This is a genomic window from Desulfovibrio gilichinskyi (assembly GCF_900177375.1).
Classification (GTDB): domain Bacteria; phylum Desulfobacterota; class Desulfovibrionia; order Desulfovibrionales; family Desulfovibrionaceae; genus Maridesulfovibrio; species Maridesulfovibrio gilichinskyi.
The window spans coordinates 511,097-531,214 of the sequence record NZ_FWZU01000001.1 but is presented as its reverse complement, the minus strand read 5'-3'; the positions used below and the strand labels follow the sequence as shown (position 1 = coordinate 531,214).

The following is a 20,118-nucleotide window of genomic DNA, read 5'->3' as shown; positions in this document are numbered from 1 at the left end:
ATCTGCCGACTCATATGTCAAAAAAAAGCCCGCATTTGTAAAGTCTTAACAGACCTTATAAATGCGGGCTTTAAAATTTATAAATTAATGGGCAGAATAAATATAATTTGGATACAAAACAGGAGTTCCTGCCTGTTCCCCGGCTACCTCAAAAGGCAAAACTCCAATTGTTGCTACGATATTATATCCGGTCCTATGAAGTCCCTTACGAATTTCCTCATAAAATTTTTTTGAGTCAGCTTGCTGATTCGGAGCCAGCAGATAAAGACCTTTCCAACCTGAATATCCGGACCCGGCGAGGTTTTCCAAAACAGAAACTCTTAAACTCTCCGGCCTATATGAAACTATAAAAACTGTAACTTTACGCGACAAAAGATATTCAAACATATTCAATGACGGTTTAATAACAGGTAAAATTCCGAGGATTACATTTGAATCAAGCTCCTTACGAGCGCAGCTATTATCAGAAAATCCCTGTTTTTTTCTAACATCATAAGTTGATACCAATACGTCTTCCACAGAGATAACGACAGCCGGATATTTAACTCCGGAGGCAATAGCTTTATCAGCAGCAGCAATTACTTCGCGAGCTTTAGCTTCAACATCCCGGCTGTATTTTCCACTTTCATGATAGTCAATAATGCGCTGCTGAGCAGCTGGAATTGATATCAACTGAGCTGATTCATTAACATGCTTAACAGATGACGATACGCAGCCTGCTGCGCTGCAAAAAAATAAAACAATTAAAAAACGTGTAAGCAAAATAATCACCCCTAAGAACAAGTTGAATATTTAATAAACATTTACAACATGTTTGATGATTATCATAAGAAACTTGCGGACCACAAGAGCTTCACGCTTCCGTTTATTTTTTAAATTTTGTAAAAATAAATGATCCTACAATCGCAGTAAAAGGCGCAACGGTAACAAGTCCGAAACTGCCTACGATTGTTTTTAATACCTCTGCTGAAACATAAACAAAGTTGAAAGTATTAATAAGCGGCACTCCCTGCGCCATAAAGGCCATTAGAAGAGTTATGAACCCTCCTGAATACGCAAGAAGCAAAGTTGTTGTCATGGTGCCTACAACAGCCCTTCCTACACGCAGACCGGATGCAAGAGCTTCTAAGCGGGTTATGTCCGGATGGATTCTGACAACCTCATCCAAACTGGCAGACACGTCCATAGCCAGATCCATAACAGCTCCGGAACAAGCAAGAAAAACCGCAGCAATATAAATCTTCGTTAAATCAAGATGCCCGAATCCGGAATAAAGCAAAGTTTCTGCAAACGGCATCACCGCACCTTGCAGGTGCAGATCTCCAGTATAATATATTGCCATAAGGCAACTGGTAAGCACTCCTAAAAATGACCCGATAAACGCGACAAGCCCTTTTTTGTTGATTCCTGCAACCATGAAAATTATTACCGCACATAAAGCTGTAACGATTGCAAGCGTCAAAATTACCGGGTCGAATCCTAAAAGAAGCCCCGGGATAAGAAGTTTCCAAATAGCCAGAGCTGTAAAAAGAAAAGAGAACAATGCCTTAGCTCCGGTCCACCCGCCGAAAACAAGCAAAAGAAATGTAAACAGCCCTACCAGAACAAGCTCTTTACCAATCCTGTAATGATCTTGAGGATTTACAAATATAACATCACCTTCTGGACTTAACGACAGAACAACCAGCGCAGAATCTCCGACTCTAAAAATTTTATCTTTATCCATCTGTCCAAGCAGTTCATTTGTTCCCTTCATGATCTGATCTTTAAATTTACCTTCAACCATCTTCAAAGAAACTAATTGTGTTCCGGTTTTAACCATGCCGAATTGATGAATCTCAGAATTATTAACTTCAACAACTTCTGCTTTACAGCGAACTGCATTATCAGCAATACGATCATCAAATTTTGTAGGAATTATGCAGAGTACAGCTGTAAGTATGGCAAAGACCAGAACTAGAACAAACTCATGATTTTTAAATAATTTTAGCATATTATGACCACTTATTAAATGTGATATTATTCCTGTCGACTAAGTAATAAGGCGGAGCGGTAAATAGCCCGCTCCGCCAGTTAGATTTTCTAAATGATATTTATCAATTATTTAGCAGCAATCTTAACGTGTTCACTTCTTGAATAAACGCGTGGAGAAACACCCATTACTGACATAATTTTCAGAGCTATATCAGTATTGTCATAGTAACCGTTAAATGAAGTAGCTCCTAAGCCCATTGCAGAAGTTGCAATCGGAATTCCGGTATGCTGAAAGGAAGTCCATCCAAGTCCGGCATTATTATCCAGAACATGTGTGATTGTAGTGGTTAATGGATCATAACCGCCATACATATTATAAAGTTCGGGGCTACTGGAATCATCATCTTTCATAGTACGGACGTAAGCATCTTTAAGCATTGCAAGCTGGTAAGGTTTAACAACCATAGGATCTTTTTTGTAATCACCTTCAAACTTAAGTCCGAAGTAATTCGTAATGGTCGGTTTAATGTCATCAAAATTCACGTCGCCCTTATGCTCACTCTTCCAAAGTTTAACAACTTCATCGGTAAACTTCTGAAATGATACATCCTGCTTGTTAAGAGAATCATAGTAAGAACCGTATTTAGTTCCGGCAAAACCGAGAGTCAAACCACCGCATTCATGGTCACCGGTAATAACAATAAGAGTATCTGAAGGATGTTTTTTCGCAAATTCAACAGCTTTTTCGATTGAATCATCAAAAGAAACAGTGTTGCGGATAAATGCTGCAGCATCGTTAGCATGACATGCCCAGTCGATTTTTCCGCCTTCAACCATCAGGAAAAACCCTTTAGAGTTATCAAGCATTTCAATCGCTTTCTGGGTGAACTCAGGAAGAGTAATATCTTCAGGACGCATATCCATTACATAAGGAAGAGCTTTTGCGTCCTGCAACCATGCATTCCATGCAACAACTTTGCCGTCAGAAGGCTTAAGAGCCATAAAATCATTTTTATCGGTTATAACTTTATACCCGGCATCTTTGATCATTTTAAGAGCATCGCCCTTGAAATTTTTAGAATTATTTTTCTTGTTAGATGGATCTTTAAGTCCGCCGCCTGCAAAAAAATCAAAATTGCTTTCAGCAAGAGCTACATCAATATCGTAATACTGACCGCGGGTAGGAACATGAGCATAAAATGCTGCCGGAGTCGCATGGTCTATTGAAACACTTGAAACAATACCGACTTTCATTCCTTTATCACGAGCAACTTCTGCAATGGATTTAACATCTTTCTGGCTTGGGTTCATACCGAGCATTCCGATGTTGGTTTTCTGTCCACTCGCAATAGCAGTTCCGGCTGCGGCGGAACCTGTGATAAATCTGTCAGCAGCATAGGTTGTTGTCATTCCCTGTGCCGGAAAACTGTTCATAACTAACTGTTTACCCAAAAAGGCTTCAGCAGCAGCTCTCTGCGGGATTCCCATTCCGTCACCGATGAAGAGAAATACATATTTAGCAGGAGCACCTTTATAAACCGCTACTGATTTGGTTTTAGCATGTGCCGGAATTGCTGTAAGAAGAACAGCACAGACGAACAACAACATTAAATGTCTACCTTTACGATAAAAAGTCATCAGAGCCTCCGAATTTAAAGAAATTAATTGTTAAAAATAAATTCATCTTAAGCAGAGACTCATCTATCAGTCCCAAATGACTGTTGTGTCACAACCTAGCAACAATATGATAACTAATATGATTATCTTTCTTTTTTGATCATGCAAAAGTTTAAACTGGACAAAGCCACCACGTTTACCTATATAATTTATAGGAAAATTCCCTTTTAAAACGAGGAACAGTCGGTGCAAAAAAAGTTCTTTCCTATCATAATTATTACTGTGCTGTTGCTGGGACTTGCTGCTACCGGATACATGACTTCAACGCAGAAACAAAAAGTTCCGGTTAGAATTTTATTCAAAAACAGTGGCGGGAAAGTAATCTTCAAACATCTAAAGCACCACCGGCTTTACGAAATATCATGCGATAAATGCCACCACGAGCGTAAAACAGCTAACAACGAACCTCTTCCCTGCGGCTCATGCCATCCTGAATCTTTTGACAAAGACTTCGTTCGCAATCACATAAATTCCTTTCCGGACAACACCTACTGCGTAAAATGCCACCATGCAGAGCTTGGCAAACTTAATTTCGATCACGAAGCTCACGAAGAACGTGCTGACGACAACTGTCAGGCTTGCCACCATGGGCAGGAAATAGAAGATGAACTTCAGAAATGTTCGAATTGCCATACCAACGCGGGAACCAAAGAAATTCCGAGTATAAGAAATGCGGCGCACGCCCGCTGCGTGAAATGTCACGCAGATCAGTTCAAAGACGGTCTTAAAGGGTGTAATCCATGTCATAAAATGAAAGACATGACCCATTACAAAGGCGACACCACTGCATGTGCACAGTGCCACCAAAAACCGGGGAAAGATTTAGTTATGAATCGTATGAGTGCATTCCATGATCAATGTATGGTATGCCACGGGGAACTTAAAAAAGGCCCGTATAAAGATAATGATTGTGACAAGTGTCATTTAAGATAAAGGCGGATACATCGATTATGAATCCTATTTTTTCACTTATTCCATCAGAACGCGGTCCGGTGCTGAAAATAAGAGAGCAGCTCTTAAATTCCGCGTTGCTGATATCTCTGGAAATAACTGGGCTGGAACCGCTTACCACGGCGGGGGAACTTGTCGCAAAAGGACAAAAAATTGCTTTTGATCCTTATAATAAACTCCCATCAGTTCACTCTTCAGTGTCTGGTAAAGTACTTGAAGTAAAAAAAGATTTTATCCTCATTGAAGAGCATGGCGACCTTGTTGCAGAACCGTTAGCGTTTAACACCACCGACAGCTCTTCCATGCTCGCAGATCTTAGAAATGCAGGAATTGACGTCAGTCGTTTTAAACAAGGATGCACTCTGATCATCAACACCGTTCCGGCAGAAACCGGAATAGACGGGCATAGATTTTTAATCGAAGAATTTAATCACATAATGTGTGAAGGGTTGGATTTTCTTAAGAAAGCCCTTTCGCCGAAAGCTTCAGCCATCGCCGTACCGCAGGGCATGGCATGGACTCTGCCCGGTTGCACCGCGCATGAAATAAAGCCGGTCTATCCCAACGGATTACCTGCTATGATCATTAAAACTGTAACCGGAAAAGAAATGCCTGCCGGAGTTTGCGTTGTAGACGCTGCGACTCTTTACAGAATAGGGAGGACCGTTCACGGCAAACAGCCGGTAACTGAAATTATGATCAAAGTCGGCAACACCCTCTTCCAGACTCCAGTCGGCACAACCGTCGGGCTATTGGTAAGTAAAGCCGGATATACGCTATCAGAAGGTGATAGAGTTGTTCTAGGCGGTCCTTTATCAGGAAGAGCTGTCTACTCACTAAACCACGGAATTTCAGCGGATACGCAGGGAATAACAGTTATTGCAGGTGACAAAGAGCCCGTAACTAAAGACTCACCATGTGTAGGATGCGGAGAATGTGTAATCAGATGTCCGGCTAGACTTATGCCTAATATGATCTCCAGACACGCTGAATTCGGACTTTTTGAAAATACTAAAGCGTATTTCATCGGTTCATGTTTTGAATGCGGGCTTTGCGCTTATTGGTGCACGGCTAAGCGTCCCTTGCTGCAATATATAAGACTGGCCAAAAAAGAACTTTTCAGCAAACCGATACTTGAAGACCTTCGGAAATAAATATGAAACCCATAAGCGGATCTCCAGTTTTAACTGTTTCAAGTTCTCCACACATTCACTGCGGGCGGACTATTAAAGGAACTTCTTTCGAAATACTGCTGGCTCTACTCCCCGCAGCCGGATTCGCTATCTGGCACAGCAATATACTTGCAATGAGAGTTCTTGCGCTGTCATGCGTGGTTGCGGTCCTGACAGAAGCTATCTGCCTGCGAATAATGAAACGTGAAATTGAATCCGACAACTACACAGCTCTGCTCTGCGGCCTGATGTTCGGATTTCTCATAGCTCCAAGTTCCCCGTGGTGGCTTGTAACAGTCGGCAGTTCATTTTCAATGATACTTGGAAGAATGGTATTCGGAGGTCTTGGAGGTTCCCCGTTATGCGCTCCGCTGGTAGGCTGGGCCATCTGCAAAGTTTCATGGCCTGATCTGATGGATTTTGACATGACAATGCTGGGATCTGAGCTGACCTACCCGCTAAGTCAGCTCAAAAATTTCGGTCCTGAAACACTAAGTGAGTATTCCTTAAAATCATTATTATTAGGATTCCAGCTCGGCGGATCAGGAGCGGCGCAATCAGGTCCTATTCTTCTCGGCGGGTTATATCTGTTGAGCCGCAAAATTATCCGGCCCGACATTCCTTTCGCATTTATTGCAGGGGTAACTTTCACCGCAGCAACTTTTTATGCAATATCCCCTCTTGATTACTGCTCACCGATTTATCACCTGCTATGCGGGAGCACATTATTCGGAGCTTTCTTTCTTGCAACCGACGGTTCCTCTTCCCCTGTGGGGCATATCCCGATGATTGCTTTCGGATTTATTGCCGGAGTTCTGGTCATAATCATAAGAATTTACGGAATCTATCCTGACGGAGTTCCGTTCGCCATACTGCTTGCGAACCTTGCAACGCCACTGCTCGAAAAAATCAGACCCAAGCCCTTCGGCGGAATAACCAATGTACACTTGCAGAGGTAAATTATGAATGAAACCTTTAAAATGATCGTAGTTCTTTCACTCTTATGCGGGTTGTCAGGGTTTACCCTTGCAACCCTGAAAGATGCTACTGAAAATAAAATTGAAGAACAGGTCATGACCTATGTGCAAGGACCTGCAATCGATAAAGTTCTAAAAGGATTTAGTAATTCTCCGGTTAAAGATCGCAAAAAATTTGAGATTCCCGGGACAGATAAACAGATAACTGTTTTCCCTGCGATTAAAGATAATAAACTTTTCGGTGTGGCTCTTGAAACCTCTGCAAAAGGTTTCGGCGGAGATGTCGGTGTAATGGTAGGCTTTAATATTGATAAACTTAATCTTTTAGGCATCGGCATTACTACCATGAAAGAAACTCCCGGCATTGGTGCAAGAGTTGCTACTCATGGATTTACGGATCAGTTCAACGGTCACTCAGCATCAGTTGAGCTCTCTTCAAAGGGGGGGACCATTAACGGCATTGCAGGGGCAACTATTTCGTCAACTGCGTCGGTTGAAGCAGTAAAAAAAGCAATTAATATTTTCAACCAAATCAAACCGCAAATCAATACGGCATGGACAAAGGGGTCTTGATCATGAGCAGATTATGGAAAGAATTTTCTAAAGGATTATGGACCGATCTTGCTCCGTTTAAAATAGTTCTCGGTCTGTGTCCTATTCTGGCTGTTACTAAAAGTGCCGACAACGGATTCGGAATGGGAATAGCTGTAATTTTCGTACTGACACTTTCAAATATCTTTGTGTCCGCTGTCAGAAAAATTATTCCTCCGAAAGTCCGTATAGCCTGTTTCATTGTTATCGCCGCTTCATTAGTTGTTGCGGTTGAATTGCTGATGCAGGCATATGCATATCCGCTCTATCAGCAACTGGGTATTTTTGTTCCGCTCATTGTTGTTAACTGTATTATTCTCGGGCGCGCGGAAGCCTTTGCATCTAAAAACACCATACTTCTTTCAGCTGCTGACGGACTGGGAATAGGAATAGGGTACACCATGTCTCTTACAGTTCTCGGAAGCCTGCGTGAACTTTTAGGATATGGAACTCTTTTCGGAATTCAAATCATGCCTGAAACATTTAAACCGTTCAAATTTATGATCGAGGCTCCGGGAGCATTCGTATGTTTAGGAATTCTTCTAGCAGCCATGAACGCTTTTACAAACAGTCAAAGACGCAAAAAAGGACAGGCCGTGCTCGATAATCCCACTCATGACTGCAAAACATGCGGCATATGCGGACAGTAATTTCATAACTCAGCATCAAGAGATAAGCATATGAAAGAATATTTTCTCCTTTTCATATCAGCCATATTTATAAATAACATTGTTCTGGCCCAATACCTCGGCAACTGTCCGTTTATCGGGACATCCAAAAAAATTTCTGTGGCAATAGGCATGGGCAGCGCAGTTGTTTTTGTTGCCACACTGGCGGCTTCAATAACATGGGCAGTCCAGCAATATCTGCTGACTCCACTAGGGCTTGAATATCTGCAAACTTTAACCTTTATTCTGGTAATTGCCGCGCTGGTACAATTCGTTGAAATGTTTTTAAAAAAAGCTGTCCCCCCGCTATACAAAGCACTCGGAATATTTCTACCGCTGATCACAACAAACTGCGCAGTTATGGGTATAGCCATCATTTGTCAGCGCGAAGAATTTACTTTCGTTAAAACGGTAGCTTTTTCTTTTGCATCAGGAATCGGTTTCATGGTCGCACTGATTGTACTATCCGCAATACGTGAAAAAATTGAGGTTTCCAGAGTGCCTAAAGCACTTAAAGGAACCCCTGTTGCTCTAATTATGGTAGGTCTCATGTCTTTAGCGTTTTTTGCGTTCAAAGGAATGATCTGATGACCACAACCGCAGACACAGGCGGAACGAAATGATTACATCATCAATACTTGTTCTTTTCGGATTAGGCTTTTTCGCGGCTGTGATTCTTGCTGTGGCTTCCAAAATTCTATTCGTAAAAGAAGATCCGCGCATAGCACTGCTTGAAAATGCTCTCCCCGGGGTAAACTGCGGAGGATGTGGATACGCCGGTTGCAGCGGAGCTGCCAACGCTGTTGTCGATGGTAAATCCGGCTCCAATGTCTGTGTAATCGGCGGGCTTGAAGCCGCCAAGGCCGTTGCGGCAGTTATGGGACTTGAAGTTGTAGAAATGGAACCGGAACTTGCCTTCAGAGACTGCACCGGAGGCAAGCGAGCTGAAGAATTGTACCGTTATGAAGGAGCTAAGGATTGCCGCGCGCAGGCTCTACTCTACAACGGAAGCAAAACATGCCCCGAAGGATGCTTAGGGTTCGGCACATGCGTATCCGTCTGCCCGTTTGATGCGATTCATATGGGTCCGGAAGGCTTACCTGTTGTTGATCCACTTGCTTGCAGATCATGCCGGAAATGCGTTGATGCCTGCCCGCGGAATGTCCTTTCAATTATTTCTATGAGTGAAAGACTCCTGCATCAGGAAGAAGTTAACGATTGCCTTGCGCCGTGTCGTCAAAAATGTCCGGGACAGATTAATATTCCAAAATACATCGAGCTGGCCGGAAAAGGAGATTACGCCGGAGCAGTGAATACAATCCGTGAACGCAATCCATTACTTCTTGTATGTGGACGAATATGTCCCCGCCCCTGTGAAGCCGCTTGCCGCAGGACACATGTTGATGAGCCTGTCGGAATCAATATGATCAAAAGATTTGTTGCAGACTGGGAAATGAAAAACAATCTTCGCCTCGAAATCCCCTGTGCTAAAGAGACAGGTCATAGAGTTGCAGTTATCGGCGGCGGGCCAGCCGGACTTTCATGCGCGTACTTCCTGCGCAGGCTCGGACACAGCCCTACAATTTTTGAATCCATGCCAGCACTCGGCGGGCAGCTCCGCTACGGCATACCTGAATACAGACTGCCTAAAAAAGATTTAGACTGGGAAATTCAAGGAATTCTTGATTTAGGAATGGAAGTCCGCACAGATATAAAATTCGGAATTGATTTCACTATTCAAGGTCTCCAAAAAGAAGGTTTTGAAGCCTTCTTTATGGGACTTGGTGCATGGTCAAGCGGCAACCTCAGAATTGAAGGAGAAGAGGCAGAAGGAGTCCTCAGCGGAATAGACATGCTCACAGCGATCGGCCTTAATAAACCTCCTGAGGTCGGCCCGAAAGTTTTAGTTGTCGGAGGCGGCAGCACTGCAATTGATACGGCAAGAACAAGCATAAGACTCGGCTGTGACGTAACTATCATCTATCGCCGTACGCAAAATGAAATGCCGGCCCATGTTGACGAAATTAATGATGCGCAGGAAGAAGGCGTTAAGTTTGTATTTTTAACAGCTCCTACCAGGGTAATTATCGGTGAAGACGGTCACGCCACTCACCTCGAATGTATAAAGATGAAACTTGGCGAACCTGATGATTCAGGACGCTGTAGACCTATTCCGATAGAGGGGACGGAGGTCAGGTACCCTGCCGATACTATTATCTCGGCGATTGGGCAAAAACCTTCTCTTTCATGCTTTTACTCGGAAGACTCGGAAGAATGTCCGATCGACTTCACCCGTTGGAAAACTGTAAACGCCGATCCTGACACCCTGCAAACATCTGTCCCTAATGTTTTTGCAGGAGGAGACCTGTTCAGCGGCCCCGATCTTGTTATTTCAGCAGTAGGGGCAGGACGCCGGGCTGCGCGATCTATCCACTTTTTATTAACAAAAGGTGAAATACCTGTAGCCGATAATATTATGCGGAAATTAATTCCCTATACACTTTTTAAAGATGTGGACGGGGTTGATAATAAATGTCGTGCCACAATGCCTCATCTTTGCGAGGGTTCTTACAGGATTTCAACGTTTAGTGAAGTGGAAGGAGCTTTGTCTGAAGAACAGCTTAAGCTGGAAGCATCACGCTGCCTACGCTGCGGTTTGATATGCTATGACAGAGATGTTCCCCTTGCTGAGATTGTGACTGCAAGAGTTGGTGAAAAAGTAGAATAAAATGAAATAAGATTCTCGAACATAATCGCCAGGCATAAAAAAAGGCGCGAAGAGTAACCACTCTTCGCGCCTAATATTTTTAAATCAAAATCTTTATTTCTGGAGACCGGACTGAACGTCTTTGAGTAAATCCTGAACCTGAGCAAGTTTAGCCTGCTCTTCAGGAGTGAGCTGCTGGCTGATATAGTTGGCTTTCTGAGTCATCTCGTCAATCATACCGTCCATAATAATATTTCTTGTTCTGATCGGAAGTTTTTCAAGTTCAACAAGTCTGTTATCAACAGTTGTCATCTGAGTATTTAGAGTTTCGACCTGTCCGCGAACGCCCTGAAGATCTTTAACTTCAGTAGCCAGGTTACTTAAATTCTGGTTTAGACCATAGAAAAATACTACGAGAAGAACAATCGCCATGAAAGATATGATGACTGCTACTTTACCCATATCTTTCTGAGCTGATTCGCCGATTCCCTCTGCGAAATTCTGCCCTTCTGTTTCCCCTTTTTTCTGATAATCTTCGATCTGATGTACTTTTTCAGATGCTGCGCTCATTTTTATTTCCTCCTGACTAGTCATGTTTAAAACAGATAAAAAGAATAAGTGAAGGATGATTTCAAAGCAAGAAAATATCCATATTTAAAAAGATCCTTATAACCATAGGACCCATAATTCCTTGCATAAAAGATCATGTTTTGCAACTCCTTATCAACTATTTTTTTATGACTACCTCAAATTAACTACAATTTTAACCGTTTAAACCACCCTTCAGCTTTACATATATTCCTGCAATCATAATATTCATTAATACAACTTTATCAAAACTAAATATTTGGTTTGTGAATTGCATATCCCCCACCATACAAATCAATGCGGAAAATATTTCTCGAATAAAAATTTCAGGAGCATGACATGATTAACTCTGCAAGTATGCTAACAAGCGGAACAGCTGGAAGTTATTTCTCAAACATTGCAAATGAGTCTGCTAAAACATCCACCCCTCAAATTACAAAAGAAATGACTCCAAGCCAAATCCGCAGGCAGCTTCAAATGCAATTTGCATCTCAAAGTTTTGGACTTACTTCTGATGAACAGCAACAAGTCGGTTCATACTTTTCACAGATAAATAATATTTATGGTGTGGATGACAGTAAGCTTCGTAAAGAGGAAGAAGCACAGTTCAAAGCGCTGAAAACACAACTGGACGATCTTTACGGACTTTCCGGAGAACCTAAAAAATTGACGGTTGAAGAACAAGCCAAGGTAGATGAAATTCAAAGTAAGTTAGATAAACTCTACGACATTTTACCAACAAAAGAGCCAACTGGTTCTGATCTCAAACGAGCTGAGAGCCTTAAATGGGAACTGCGCAAGCTCTACTACCCTGACGGGAAAGTTTTAACCGCTGCAGAAAAAAAAGTTGAATCATCTATTCAGTCCGAACTTAAAGAATTATTCGGCATTCACGGCCCTAAAACTCTCACAGAAGAAGAACAGACCACGGCGGATGAACTGCGAAAGCAAATGGACGAAATAAATGGCACAACTAAAAAAGAGTTGACCGCTGACGAAAAAGAAAAAGCTGACGACATCATCAAAAAGATGGAAGAACTTGCCGGGAAAATTGTTACTCATGGACTTAGTAACATAGAAAAAACTCTTTATAACAGATTTGATGAACGCTTAGACGAACTTACAAAGTTATCAAAAGAAAGATCCTTGACGGAAAAAGAACAGGCAGAACTGAAGAAGACCAATGAAAATATAAACACTCTTCTTGATAAAGCAGCTAAAATTCAAGATCAGCAGGATGCACAGGCCAACCAAGTATATTCTCAAATGAACGGATTCTTCTCACAGATGGGAATGGGATATAGCGGCGGCGGAACACTACTTTCTACACGTGTTTAAGTAGAAATGAGTTTTCTATGATTTTACTTGATAAGCTTGCTTTTTTTTCTTAACTCTGACCCTGTTAAACAGACAGGAGTTAATGCTCCATTATATAAATTTATAGAACGAAAGGAGCACAGATGCCCATTTATGAATTCAAATGTGATAAGTGCGGAAAAGAATTTGATGAACTGGTCATGCCTGGCAAAGATATAAAAGCTGTTTGCCCGGAATGCGGAAAAAATGAATGTGAAAAGCTGCTTTCCAAAGGAAATGTCAGACCTCACGGTATCCCTAAAGGTAAAGGTGGGTATAAATTGTCACCATGCCATGAGTGTAAATCTCAAAAATAACTAATTTTTAGTTTGGTAAAAAAAACGCCCTCTGTCATACAATTAAACAGAGGGCGTTTTTACATTCAAAATATTTGAAAAAAGAATTAAAATCTTAACCTCTTTCGAACAGGGTGGCGGAAGGAGTTACTTTAAAAGTACAGCAATCCCCGGGCCTGCGATAATTAAAGTATCGGCATGGCTTAATTCCAAGGCGTTCGTGCAACCCTTCAAGCCACTCTGTCCGCCCTAAAGCATGAGTCGGCACAAAAATATGAGGTTGCACTTTTTCGACTAAAAGCGGCCCGCCTGCTAAACTCTCAAGCCGTCTTTCAACATTGGAAAAAGCAATATGCGATCCAAATTCTGAAATTCTATCTGCCGCATTTTCAAAAAAGGTTTTCGCAAATTTTTGTTCAGCTTCGGACGAATTATCCCAATCCCAGCAGGCTAAGTCACCGCCATTATATATTTTTAATCCTTCCGCTGTTTCAATCATAAAAGCGACACCTAAGTCATTCGACATAAGAGTTTCTATTTTTAGATTTTCAAAAAAATACTTTTCATCCGGCTCTACAACAAGTGCGTTTTCAAAAAAATCATTTTGATACATCTCGCCGATATCATCAGCCAGCACCGCTTTCACAGATTTCGCACAGCCACACACTTCCATGTAATCTGGAGCGAAATGATCCAAATGGCTGTGAGAAAAAAATACAACAACATCACGTCCGCGGATGGCTTCTTCTAATGCAGACAGAGTCCGGCGCATGCGGAATCTCTGTGCAGGAATATCAAAAACAATACTCAAATTTCCAACATCAAGAACAAAACAATTATGGAAAATATAGGTAATCTTAAATTTAATCATTACGGAAAACTATTTTTTACACTCGTCAGATTTTTTGAGTAAATACTGATTGAGAGCTTCTCGGCTGACGGGAATATAAATATGCGACCATGAGTTTAAATGCCCTGCTAAAAATTCAGCATCAGAACCAGACCCGCAAAATAAATCAACTCTCGTCCCTTTAATTGCCCCGCCTCTGTCTTGCGCCATAACTATTTTCGTAAACGGTTTTTTATCGTCAACGCCAGCTTCGGGAAGTTTTGTTGTAAGCAAAGCCATAGACCCGAGCGGCAGAACACTGCTGTCCACAGCAACACTTGCCATAGGAGTAAGCGGAGCATTCATGGCACCGTACGGACCGGAGTCATCCAGTCTGAAGAACACATAACTGGGATTAGTAATAAGCAATTCTTCAACAAGGTCAGGGTTATTCTTCAGGAATTGTTTAATACCCTGCATGCTCATTCCTTCTTTCGGCATAAGCCCTCTATCAATCAGGACTTTCCCCAATGACACATATTTCTGTCCATTTTTCCCGGCATACAGAATATGCTTAACACTGCCGTCTGCCAGCAACAGTCTTCCGGATCCTTGGATTTGCAGAATAAATACGTCAACAAGACTCTTGACCCAAGCGACTTCAAATCCTTTATTCTTTAACGCACCTTCAAAATCAATTGCTTTGCGGTCATCATACGGCACAACCGCCCCATCTTCAATTTTATAAATCAACTGTTCCCCTTTCCAGCGATAATGGAATTTACCTAGATCCAACACTTTAAGATCGGCAGGAACACTGTACAAAGGATACGGATAAGCTGGGTCCGGCGTTAGCGAAGCTTCAAGATAAGGCTCATAATACCCGGTCAATAAAGTACGGGGAGATAGAGCAAACCAGACAAATTTATCTTTTAAAAGGTCTGGGCTAACATCAAGCTCAGGTAATATTTCTAACAGCTCTTCATTAGTCCGAGCCAGCATTCCCCAAGTAATTTCCATGTTGCCATATTTTACAGCAACATCATCAGCCTGTTTTCTAGAAAGATACTTAATGTTTTCATTAATTCCTGACGCAAGGCTTATCCAAGACTGCTTTTCGCCATCTGCGGAATTCAAACGGCTGAGAATTGAATTTAATTGAGTCTTATCTACTTGAAAAAAACCTTTAACGGCATCCGGTTGAACATTTTTGGTTGCACAGCCAGCCAGCATAAAAAAAGCAAATATAGACACAAGAACCAACTTTGACATATTATAAGGCAAGTAGACCCGCATTTTAAATGAACTCCCGGCATAATTTGTTATTTAAAGAAGACTGGAAAAAAAAATAAAAGTGACCTACAACGAATTATTAAAAATATTCTTACGTTCAAATTATCATAATTTTAAATATAACATTCACAAGCATGAAGGGTCATGTATGCGTCAGTTAACAATACTAATCTCACTAATTACATTCATTCTGCTATCAACACCCTGCAGTGCGTCAAAATGGGATGTTATAATACTTACAACCTCTGGTTTAAACGGTCAGCTAGTTCCTTTCTCAGAAAAAAGTGAACTTAACAACGGCAATATGCTACGGACTTTCGGAGGATTTGCAAGAATTCAAACCGTATTCGAATCTTATCGCCAAAAGTTTCCAAACAAAACTATCACAATTGCAACCGGCGATGACCTAATGGGAGAATCTATTCAAGATGATCAAGGCAAAGTAGTCTTGGATGCAATGAACAGGATGGGTTTTGACATTTCAACCCTTGGCAACCATGAATTCGATCGCGGGTCAAATATTTTGGCAAAATATCTGGCAAATAAAAATTTCCCGACAATTGTAAGCAATCTTATAATTAATCCCGGAAGCAGACTTCTTAAATATATAAAACCGTACACCGTAATTGAACGAGGCCTTGTCCGTATCGGGTTTATGGGTTTAATCCTACCGGAATTAACAATGATTTCAAATCCTGGAACAACTACGTCTGTAAATCATGATCTGCTTGAAGTAGCCCGCCTAACTGCTCGTAAGTTGGTAAATGAGGAACACGCAGACATTGTTGTACTCCTAAGTCATATTTCTATTGATGATCAAAAATTGATTCTTGAATCTATTCCTGAAATCAACATCATTTGCGGCGGGCAAACTCACAAAGACATTTTTCCAGGGCAAGAGGTTATTGCTCGCGATGGGCCTACTACAGGTCTTATGGTTCAAGGTGGTGCCAGAGGTCGATTTGTCGGAGTTTTAAAACTGCGAATTGACGATGGCCATTTAGAAAATCATGAATGGACAATTATTCCTATTACGAACAGCATTCAGCCTAATAAAGAGACTTTTGACTTTATTAAAGCGCACATGACAAAAAAACTATCTACTGCAATGCTTACAATCTCGACAAAACCTTTAGATACAGAAGTAAAATCTATAAGAATCCAAGACGAACCCGCAGGTAAAATAATCAGCAAGATTCTTATGGACAAATTCAAAACAGACATTGCATTCCAAAACAGCGGCGGAATCAGGGGAAACAAAATTATTCCTGCCGGACCTATATATGCCAGTGATATCGACACAATGCTACCGTTCGGCAATACTGTGACAATCATTAAAATCACAGGCGAAGAACTGAAACAGGTGCTCGAACGCTCAGTTCAAAATCTTCCAGAATCTTCAGGAGCCTACCTGCAAACCGCTGGAGTACAATATACACTGGATTTAAATGGAACCCCGCAAACACTTAATATAACCAAGCAGGGAAAAGTTATCAGCATCAAAACTCACGGTTCAAGAATTTCAAATATTAAAATTCATGACAAATCAGGTAATTATATTCCTATAGTGAATGACAAGATGTATTCTATCGCCACCAATTCATTCTTAGCCAGTGGAGGTGACGGCTATATCACGCTTAAAAACTCTAAACAAAAGGTAGAAACTTTCATTAAAATGTCAGAAGTAATTAAATCAGGACTCTCAAAGATGAATAGTATTACGTATGGTAATGAAATTTCAACTTTTAATTTAAATGGAGATCCTTTTTTTACTGTTTCACAATCGCCTGATAAATAAATTAAAATTGATAAAAAATATGTTCACTATTTTTTATTTTTTAAAATATCTTGAAATTCAAGTCCGTAAATATCCAGCATAACCATTAAAAATGTTAATATCATAGGACCGTAAAGAATACCTAATGCTCCGAAAGCGTTGATCCCGCCAAGAATTGCAAGAAAAACATAGATTGTTGAGACTCTGGAAGAATCCCTTACAATAATCGGTCGTAAAATTGTGTCTATGCCGGTCACCAATATTCCGCACCACAGCCCGAGAAAAACGGCCATATGAATATTACCGATCAATAGAAGATATAAAATTGCCGGAACCCAGATTATGCCTGTACCGAGAACTGGAATAAGTGATGTGAACCCCATCATGGTTCCCCAGAACAGCGCAGGGATATTAGCAATAGCAAGGCCTACGCCACCGACAAAACCTTGAAGAACCGCAATACATAAGCTCCCTACAAGAACTGATTTTGAAACTTTACGAAGACTTGTAAATATAAAATCTTCTTGCTCAGCCCGCAGCGGCGAAAGGTATTTAATTCTGGCAATAAATCTGATTCCGTCTTTTAGAAAAGAAAAGACTAGAAAAGTCATTATAAAGAATTGAGCAATAAGCCCTGCCATATTTCCAGCCAGCCAAGTGCCGGAGGTAAGCATGGACTGCCCGAAAGTCTTGGAATATTCTATGCCTTTAGCTTTTATATCATTCGAATTTAATTCAAGAAAAGGGATCTTGTCTTCTATCCAGTTCACATAGATATCAAGTTTATGCGTATTCATAATTTTCGAGATATCAGCATGTTTCAGCCAACTATTTATCTCTGAAACAGAATCAACTCCCTGTCCGATTAACCCTAAAAAGAAAAACAGAGCAGGTATTATGATGGCAAAAACAATAATACACACAGTCAAAAATGAGGCCAAAGAAGAGTGGCCCTTCAACAGTTTGCAAATACGCTGACTTAAAGGATAAAAAAGCACGGAAAGAGTTATCGAAATAATAATTGTATTTAAAAAAGGCTTTGCAACAGAATACCCCAACGCAATCGCAGTTGCTAAAAGAAAAACCAAGAACAAAGTATAAATGATTGGAGATTTAGGAGCGACTTTTCCTGAAGGAGCCATAAAGCAAACCTTATAATAATAAAACTTACAGGTAGTTATAAAAGTCTTTTTTAAACGGATAAATTAAATTAAATCCGACCTTAAGACATAATCAGACATTACGGCAAGAGTTGTATCTGTTTCACGTTTCAAACGGGCAACCATGTTTGAAAGACAATCAAGGTCTCCATTTGAATCAATATTTTCTATATCCCGTGCAAGCTGACAAATTTTCCCTGCTCCTACATCCAGAGCCATCTCACGCAGTATCATAACACCCTTAACAACTACTTCAAAATCAGATTCAGCCGCAGATTTAATAATACTTTCTATCTGGGCCGGAACAATTCTCAAAAAATGGCTGAAAACATCCCGTACAAGTGAATCATCACCTTCAAAACGTGCAATAGTACCTTTAATATCTAAATAAGATGGTCCGTCATCACAATCAATTATTTCAGCAGCACAATTCGACTTACCGATTGTCATATTAAAAATAGAAGCAATGCCCTCCAATAATCTTGAGGACCGAACAGGTTTTGAAAGATATCCATTCATCCCTGCTTGCAAACACTTGGTCTTGTCGCCTTTCATAGAATGAGCCGTCAGTGCTAAAATGGGAATATCAGGATCAATATTATCAATTGATCCTGACCTGATTAATTCAGTTGTTTCGAATCCATCCATAACGGGCATCTGAACATCCATAATAATCATATCAAACTTTTTAGTCATTAAAAGATCAATAGCTTCCCGTCCGTTTTCAACGGTATCAAGTTCACAGTCAGTGTTTTCTAAAAAAGAAGAAACAACACGTCTGGTGATCGCATTATCATCCACAAATAAAATCTTTTTAGTGCCGTGAAAAGAAATTATACTGCAATCATGTTCATGAACCGCCTGAGCGTCTGTTTCCGGAATTTTAAATACTGCGGTAAAAAGAAAACTGCTCCCGGAAAGCGGCACTGTTTCTAGCCACATCGCACCTTGAAGCATATTAACCAAATTATATGAAATAGTTAAACCAAGTCCTATTCCGCCATGCTTGCGGGTCATATAATCTTCAAGCTGGGTAAAACTGTTAAAAATACAATCTGCCTTTTCACTTGAGATACCATGACCTGAGTCGGTAACAGCAAAAAGCAATCTGACAAAACCAGCAGGATAAGGCTCATCTTCAACGCTGTCCGGCATAACTTCAATAAGCAATCCGCCAATATCAGTATACTTTATTGCATTACTGACAAGGTTATTCAAAATTTGGATAAGCCGCCCTGAATCCCCCTTTAATCTGTAAGGAACATCAGGGTGAACAATACATTCAAAACCAAGCTTTTTTTTCACAGCTGCCGCGATATGAGTATTAACAACTCCGGTTAATACTTCCCTCAGATTAAAACATCCTTCTCGCAATTCCAATATGCGGCTTTCAATCTTTGAGTAGTCCAGAATTTCATTTAAAACATTTAGGAGAGATGTTGCAGAGCCTTTAATAAGCTCGATATATTCCTTCTGCTCAGAATCAATTTTGGTGTCCAGTAGAATTTCACTAAGCCCCAGAATACCATTCATAGGTGTTCTCAGTTCATGGCTTATGGTTGCTAGAAAGGAGCTTTTTGCTTCATTAGCGGCTTCAGCGTTGTAAAGAGCCCGTTTAGCTTCTTGTTCCATTCCATGCTTGTATAAAGCAATTTCAATGGCTGAACGAAGATCTCTTTCTTCAAAAGGTTTTAAAAGGTAACCATATGGTCCGGAAAGTTTAGCTCTGTTAATGGTAGTATCGTCAGCGTAAGCAGTGAGAAAGATAATGGGAATATCATACGTTTTAATAATTATATTTGCTGCATCAACTCCGTCCATTTTACCGTGGAGCTTGATATCCATCAAAACGAGATCTGGTTTTAGCTCTTCAACTTTAGAAATAGCTTCATCGCCTGACACCGCGTCCCCGGCAAATCCATATCCGAGACGCTTTAAAGTCGCCTGAATATCAAGACTTACGATTCTTTCGTCATCAACAACAAGAATTTTTTTCCCGGAAATCATTAACGCTCCATTTACCGATTAATTTACTCGCAGAATAAGTTAATATACAAACATTTCAAATTTTACGCAAATTCAGAAAGATCCGTTTCAAAAAA

Annotated in this window: 18 protein-coding genes; 10 read left to right on the top strand and 8 right to left on the bottom strand. The window is 40.8% G+C overall.

From position 1 onward, the window contains the following. Window positions 1-84 precede the first annotated feature (84 nt). From B9N78_RS02500 to B9N78_RS02490, 3 genes are all read right to left on the bottom strand, one after another. Window positions 85-771 (bottom strand): HAD family acid phosphatase, encoded by a 687-nt coding sequence (locus tag B9N78_RS02500; protein WP_245805442.1) that lies wholly within the window; start codon window positions 769-771, stop codon window positions 85-87. 94 nt (window positions 772-865) lie between these two features. Then, window positions 866-1,993, bottom strand: a complete 1,128-nt coding sequence (locus tag B9N78_RS02495) for a YibE/F family protein (RefSeq protein WP_085097825.1) — start codon at window positions 1,991-1,993, stop codon at window positions 866-868. A gap of 107 nt (window positions 1,994-2,100) precedes the next feature. Beyond that, complete coding sequence (locus tag B9N78_RS02490) at window positions 2,101-3,612, bottom strand: alkaline phosphatase (protein ID WP_085097822.1); 1,512 nt, start codon at window positions 3,610-3,612, stop codon at window positions 2,101-2,103. A 225-nt stretch (window positions 3,613-3,837) separates the two neighbouring features. On the opposite strand from B9N78_RS02490, the gene B9N78_RS02485 reads away from it, so the two are divergent. The 7 genes from B9N78_RS02485 to B9N78_RS02455 are packed head-to-tail and all read left to right on the top strand — an operon-like array spanning window position 3,838 to window position 10,738. Further along, window positions 3,838-4,584: a cytochrome c3 family protein gene (locus tag B9N78_RS02485; RefSeq protein ID WP_170921363.1), complete on the top strand. Its 747-nt coding sequence runs from the start codon at window positions 3,838-3,840 to the stop codon at window positions 4,582-4,584. A 17-nt stretch (window positions 4,585-4,601) separates the two neighbouring features. Then, window positions 4,602-5,756 carry a 4Fe-4S dicluster domain-containing protein gene (locus B9N78_RS02480; protein ID WP_085097819.1) on the top strand — a complete coding sequence of 385 codons (1,155 nt, stop codon included), beginning with the start codon at window positions 4,602-4,604 and terminating at the stop codon, window positions 5,754-5,756. A gap of 2 nt (window positions 5,757-5,758) precedes the next feature. Next, a complete protein-coding gene (locus B9N78_RS02475) occupies window positions 5,759-6,733 on the top strand; it encodes an RnfABCDGE type electron transport complex subunit D (RefSeq protein WP_085097816.1) in 975 nt (324 codons plus the stop codon). A gap of 3 nt (window positions 6,734-6,736) precedes the next feature. Continuing rightward, complete coding sequence (gene rnfG, locus B9N78_RS02470) at window positions 6,737-7,324, top strand: RnfABCDGE type electron transport complex subunit G (protein ID WP_085097813.1); 588 nt, start codon at window positions 6,737-6,739, stop codon at window positions 7,322-7,324. Window positions 7,325-7,326: 2 nt separating this feature from the next. Next, window positions 7,327-7,992 carry an electron transport complex subunit RsxE gene (gene rsxE / locus B9N78_RS02465; protein WP_085097810.1) on the top strand — a complete coding sequence of 222 codons (666 nt, stop codon included), beginning with the start codon at window positions 7,327-7,329 and terminating at the stop codon, window positions 7,990-7,992. A gap of 30 nt (window positions 7,993-8,022) precedes the next feature. After that, on the top strand, window positions 8,023-8,598 hold the full coding sequence (locus B9N78_RS02460; RefSeq protein WP_085097807.1) for an electron transport complex protein RnfA: 576 nt from the start codon (window positions 8,023-8,025) through the stop codon (window positions 8,596-8,598). A gap of 31 nt (window positions 8,599-8,629) precedes the next feature. Next, window positions 8,630-10,738: an FAD-dependent oxidoreductase gene (locus B9N78_RS02455; protein WP_085097804.1), complete on the top strand. Its 2,109-nt coding sequence runs from the start codon at window positions 8,630-8,632 to the stop codon at window positions 10,736-10,738. A 93-nt stretch (window positions 10,739-10,831) separates the two neighbouring features. Here B9N78_RS02455 and B9N78_RS02450 read toward each other — a convergent pair whose 3' ends face one another. Further along, window positions 10,832-11,287 carry a hypothetical protein gene (locus B9N78_RS02450; protein WP_085097802.1) on the bottom strand — a complete coding sequence of 152 codons (456 nt, stop codon included), beginning with the start codon at window positions 11,285-11,287 and terminating at the stop codon, window positions 10,832-10,834. Window positions 11,288-11,644: 357 nt separating this feature from the next. Here B9N78_RS02450 and B9N78_RS02445 point away from each other — a divergent pair, with 357 nt between their 5' ends. Both B9N78_RS02445 and B9N78_RS02440 read left to right on the top strand, forming a co-directional pair. Beyond that, entirely contained in the window at window positions 11,645-12,643 is a 999-nt protein-coding gene (locus B9N78_RS02445; RefSeq protein WP_085097799.1) for a hypothetical protein, read from the top strand. Between the two features lie 122 nt (window positions 12,644-12,765). Then, window positions 12,766-12,978 carry an FmdB family zinc ribbon protein gene (locus B9N78_RS02440; RefSeq protein WP_085097797.1) on the top strand — a complete coding sequence of 71 codons (213 nt, stop codon included), beginning with the start codon at window positions 12,766-12,768 and terminating at the stop codon, window positions 12,976-12,978. A 94-nt stretch (window positions 12,979-13,072) separates the two neighbouring features. On the opposite strand, the gene B9N78_RS02435 is transcribed toward B9N78_RS02440, so the two are convergent. Both B9N78_RS02435 and mltA read right to left on the bottom strand, forming a co-directional pair. Next, window positions 13,073-13,828, bottom strand: coding sequence for an MBL fold metallo-hydrolase (locus B9N78_RS02435; RefSeq protein WP_245805441.1), 756 nt, complete (start codon window positions 13,826-13,828; stop codon window positions 13,073-13,075). A 9-nt stretch (window positions 13,829-13,837) separates the two neighbouring features. Next, on the bottom strand, window positions 13,838-15,082 hold the full coding sequence (gene mltA / locus B9N78_RS02430) for a murein transglycosylase A (protein ID WP_085097795.1): 1,245 nt from the start codon (window positions 15,080-15,082) through the stop codon (window positions 13,838-13,840). Between the two features lie 145 nt (window positions 15,083-15,227). Between mltA and B9N78_RS02425 the strand changes: the two genes are divergently transcribed. Next, window positions 15,228-16,877 (top strand): bifunctional metallophosphatase/5'-nucleotidase, encoded by a 1,650-nt coding sequence (locus B9N78_RS02425; RefSeq protein ID WP_085097793.1) that lies wholly within the window; start codon window positions 15,228-15,230, stop codon window positions 16,875-16,877. Window positions 16,878-16,903: 26 nt separating this feature from the next. Here the strand turns inward: B9N78_RS02425 and B9N78_RS02420 are convergent, their stop codons facing one another. Together B9N78_RS02420 and B9N78_RS02415 are read right to left on the bottom strand one after the other, a co-directional pair. Continuing rightward, window positions 16,904-17,998: an AI-2E family transporter gene (locus B9N78_RS02420; protein ID WP_085097790.1), complete on the bottom strand. Its 1,095-nt coding sequence runs from the start codon at window positions 17,996-17,998 to the stop codon at window positions 16,904-16,906. Window positions 17,999-18,061: 63 nt separating this feature from the next. Continuing rightward, complete coding sequence (locus B9N78_RS02415; protein ID WP_245805440.1) at window positions 18,062-20,023, bottom strand: hybrid sensor histidine kinase/response regulator; 1,962 nt, start codon at window positions 20,021-20,023, stop codon at window positions 18,062-18,064. Window positions 20,024-20,118 lie beyond the last annotated feature (95 nt).